This window comes from Aquiflexum sp. (genome assembly GCF_041749095.1).
Lineage (GTDB): Bacteria > Bacteroidota > Bacteroidia > Cytophagales > Cyclobacteriaceae > Aquiflexum.
On record NZ_JBGTCA010000058.1, the window covers coordinates 1 to 4,196 of the forward strand.

3 protein-coding genes and 1 pseudogene are annotated in these 4,196 nt (G+C 42.3%); all 4 read left to right on the top strand.

Features of this window, described 5'->3' with window-relative positions:
* Positions 1 to 227, top strand: a pseudogene (locus tag ACEW8O_RS03695) (hypothetical protein); the annotation flags it as partial.
* A 48-nt stretch (positions 228 to 275) separates the two neighbouring features.
* Entirely contained in the window at positions 276 to 1,532 is a 1,257-nt protein-coding gene (hutI, locus tag ACEW8O_RS03700; RefSeq protein ID WP_373493276.1) for an imidazolonepropionase, read from the top strand.
* A gap of 89 nt (positions 1,533 to 1,621) precedes the next feature.
* A complete protein-coding gene (locus tag ACEW8O_RS03705) occupies positions 1,622 to 3,622 on the top strand; it encodes a urocanate hydratase (protein WP_373493277.1) in 2,001 nt (666 codons plus the stop codon).
* 148 nt (positions 3,623 to 3,770) lie between these two features.
* Positions 3,771 to 4,196: Gfo/Idh/MocA family protein (locus ACEW8O_RS03710; RefSeq protein ID WP_373493278.1), on the top strand; the 426-nt coding region annotated here is incomplete at its 3' end.

The following is a 4,196-nucleotide window of genomic DNA, read 5'->3' on the forward strand; positions in this document are numbered from 1 at the left end:
TTGAGTTCAGAAAACCCATGAAGTCAGGGATATTTTTGGATGAAATTCATAGGGAAATTCGAAAAAGCGTAGCCTTTGCCGAAAAAGATCGGGTATTTGCAGATGACATTGCAATAGGGATAGAGATGATTCAGGAAGGGATGATAATTGAAGTTATCAAACAAGTGGAAGAACGAGAAGGTATTTCCCTCAATACAAAGTATTCCGACCTATTTGAAAAGTATTAAAACGATAGACGCAGAACGCATTGCGCCAAGCGCATCACGATAAGCAATATGAACAAAGCTAAACTTATAGGACCTTTTCGTCAACTTCTTACCATGACCGGCTTACCTTTAAAAGGAGCACTTTCCGATAGAACACTACCGGTTTTGGAAGAGGCGGGTATTTGGATGGAAAATGGAGTAATTCATCGTATCGATACCTTTCAGAGCTTATTAAAGAACGCAGAAAAAGAACAGCTAGAAATAATTCATTTGCAAGGCAATCATGTTTGTTTACCCGGATTTATTGATGCGCATACTCATATTTGTTTTGATGGTACCAGAGCTAAGGATTACGCTATGCGCAATGCCGGAAGCAGTTATTTGGAAATTGCCAAAGCGGGAGGGGGAATTTGGGATACAGTAACCCAAACCCGAAAAGCAAGTGAGGAAGATTTAATTAAAAAGACGCTGAAAAGAGCAAAACAACATCTTAAAAATGGGGTAACCACTATAGAGGTGAAAAGTGGCTATGGCCTTTCCGTGAGCGAGGAGTTAAAAATGTTACGCGCTATACAAAGTGCGAATCTTCAAGGTCCGATAGATCTTATTTCAACTTGTTTAGCGGCGCATATGCTGCCTAAGGATTTTGCGGGAAGCGCAGTTGATTATCTCGATGAAATAAGTCGTTCCCTCTTTCCGGTGTTACGGAAAGAACAACTCACCAATAGAATAGATGCCTTTATAGAAGAGAGCGCCTTTTCTGCCACTGATATTGAAATCTATTTTAAAAAGGCCAAAGCATTTGGGTTTGATCTCACCTTACATGCCGACCAGTTCACAACCGGAGGCAGTGCTGTGGCGGTAACTCATGGTGCTATAAGTGCAGATCACTTGGAAGCAAGTGGTCCAAACGAAATTGCCCTATTGGCAAAAAGTGATATAATTGCTACAGCTTTGCCCGGGGCATCCTTGGGTCTGGGATGTGGTTTTACTCCGGCCCGCCAATTGCTTGATGCAGGATGCGCTTTGGCTATTGCCAGCGACCATAATCCCGGTTCAGCACCCATGGGCGATTTGCTTACCCAAGCTGCAATTTTAGGAACTTTTCAAAAATTGTCGACTGCCGAAGTGCTTGCCGGAATTACCTTTCGTGCAGCAGCAGCCCTGAAGCTTAAGGATAGAGGCAAACTGGGAGTGGGTTTTCTAGCCGATTTCGCCCTATTTCACACCGACCATTACAATGAGATTTTGTATCATCAAGGGACATTTAAACCCTGTATGGTGTTTAAAAATGGAGAATGTGTTTATGATAAGCATAACCACTAACCCTAAGAGAATGGGAACTTCAAAAGAAAATACAAAATTCAAGTTCAAAATGAACGTAAATAGAGAAACAGTCCAATATTGAGTGAAGTATGAGTTTTAAAGCCCAAATATCTCAAGGAATTCCAACGCAACTGCCTCCAAAAAGGGGTTATGATACTACTGTATCCCATGCCCCAAAGCGAAAGGATGTGCTCTCCAAAGACGAAAAAAAATTGGCTATCGGAAATGCACTCCGCTATTTTCCGGCTGAATGGCATTCGGAGTTGGCGGAAGAATTTGGCTTAGAACTAGCAGCCTATGGTCGAATTTATATGTATCGGTTTCAACCCGATTATGAAATGTACGCCCGTCCAATACATGATTATCCTGCTAAAAGTCTTCAGGCAGCAAGTATTATGCTAATGATTCAAAATAATCTGAATCCGGCTGTAGCGCAACATCCAAATGAACTGATCACTTACGGCGGGAATGGTGCTGTATTTCAAAATTGGGCACAATACCTGTTGACTATGCATTATTTGGCGGAGATGACCGATGAGCAAACTTTGCACATCTATTCGGGGCACCCTATGGGATTGTTTCCTTCCTCCAAAGAAGCTCCAAGATTGGTGGTTACTAATGGAATGATGATTCCTAATTACTCACAGCCCGACGATTGGGAAAAATACAACGCACTGGGTGTCACGCAATACGGACAAATGACAGCAGGCTCCTATATGTATATTGGTCCGCAAGGGATTGTGCATGGCACGACGATCACCGTTATGAATGCCTTTCGCAAAGTTCTTGATAAGGACGAAACTCCAGCGGGGAAATTGTTTCTAACCTCAGGACTGGGAGGCATGAGCGGCGCGCAACCTAAAGCGGGGAACATTGCGGGCTGTATTACTGTTTGTGCCGAAATTAATCCGGCTGCGGCCACAAAAAGATTTCATCAGGGCTGGGTAGATGTACTGATAGACTCTTTAGACGAATTGGTCGTACGTACCAAAAAGGCGCAAAAAGATAAAGAAATACTTTCTATCGCTTTTATTGGAAATATCGTGGAGGTGTGGGAACGATTTTATGAGGAAGCGTTATTTGTTCATTTAGGATCCGATCAAACTTCCCTGCACAATCCGTATGCCGGAGGGTATTATCCGGTAGGGCTTACCTTTGAAGAAGCCAACCATATGATGGCCAAAAATCCATCCGTTTTTAAAGAAAAAGTACAAGACTCTTTAAAACGGCAAATTGACATCATAAATAAACATGCTGCCAAAGGCACCTATTTTTTTGATTATGGGAATGCATTTTTGTTGGAAGCCTCCAAAGCTGGTGCAGATGTAATGGCAGCAAACAAGATCGATTTTAAATATCCATCCTACGTACAAGATATCTTGGGTCCCATGTGTTTCGATTATGGTTTTGGTCCCTTTAGATGGGTATGCACCTCCGGAAAATCATCTGATTTGAGAAAAACGGATGCCATTGCTTTGCAAATTATGGAAGAGTTGAAAATCAATGCCCCGAATGAGATTCAGCAACAAATGCAGGACAATATCACTTGGATAAAAGAGGCAGAAAACAATAATCTGGTAGTGGGATCGCAAGCGCGGATATTGTATGCAGATGCGGAAGGTCGAATCAAAATAGCCGAAGCTTTTAATGAGGCAATAAAGCATGGTGAACTCACCGCTCCCGTAGTTTTGGGCAGGGATCATCACGACGTAAGTGGTACGGATTCTCCCTACCGGGAAACCAGCAATATCTATGATGGAAGCAAGTTTACAGCAGATATGGCAATACACAATGTGATTGGCGATAGTTTTAGAGGAGCCACATGGGTGTCCATACACAATGGTGGAGGGGTTGGCTGGGGAGAAGTCATCAATGGAGGTTTTGGATTGCTGTTAGATGGTTCGGAAGATGCTTTCAGGAAACTAAAAAATATGCTCTTTTATGATGTCAACAATGGTATTTCCCGAAGAAGCTGGGCACGAAATAAAGAAGCCCGCTTCGCCATAGAACGGGAAATGCAACGCACACCCGGGTTGAAGGTTACTTTGCCAAATTTAGTGAATGATGAAATTTTAAATCGTCTGTTTTAAAAACTCTTGCTATTAACGAGTCAGGTACGTGCCTTGATTTCTGTACTACGGATTTTTCCCGAAAGTTTACTATCTTGTTATCTGATTTATAGTGAAAAAAGGAACTTCATCTCATTAAAAAACCTATTACCAACTAAAACCCTGCCCCATGAAAACTCCGAAAGGCAATCGTCGAAACTTTATAAAAAAAAGTAGCCTAGGGGCTATGGGATTTACCTTGCTTCCATCTTTATATGGAAAAGTAGCGCCTAGTGACCGTTTACGTGTGGCACATATTGGCGTTGGGGGAATGGGAAATAATCATATGCAATGGTTCTCCGCGCTTCCAGAGGTCGAGGTAGTAGCTTTATGCGATGTGGATGAGCAACATCTCGCTGGCAGTTTAAAGGCTATGGAAACCTTACAACCCGGAAAAAAAGTTGAAGGTTATGGAGATTTCCGACATATTTTGGAAAGAAAAGATATTGATGCCATCACCTGTGCTACACCGGATCATTGGCATGCCCAAATCGCATCTTTAGCTTTTCAGGCAGGAAAAGATGTTTACGGAGAGAAGCCACTTTCTTTTGATATA